We start from the raw sequence: 278 nt of genomic DNA on the forward strand, positions 1-278 counted from the left end.
CGTATTTGGCGCCCGTCTCCCTTTTGCACGGGGTAGGGGAGGAGCGGGCGAAGGCTTTTGCTGGACTCGGAATTCATAGCATCGGTGACTTGCTGGAGTATTTCCCATCGCGCTATGAAGACTACCGCGTGCGTGATTTGACGGAAGTAAAAGATGGAGAGAGGGTCACGCTGGCGGGAACAGTGTACGGCGAACCCTCTGTTCGTTTTTACGGAAAAGGAAAATCGCGCATCTCTGTCAAGGTAGTCATGGACCGGGTAGTAGTAACCGCTGTCTGG

General features: G+C 54.3%; 1 pseudogene. It reads left to right on the forward strand.

Annotation, left to right across the window (positions count from 1 at the left end):
• Positions 1 to 278, forward strand: a pseudogene (locus SB775_RS29005) (ATP-dependent DNA helicase RecG); the annotation flags it as partial.

The sequence above is a fragment of the Peribacillus sp. SIMBA_075 genome (assembly GCF_046534585.1).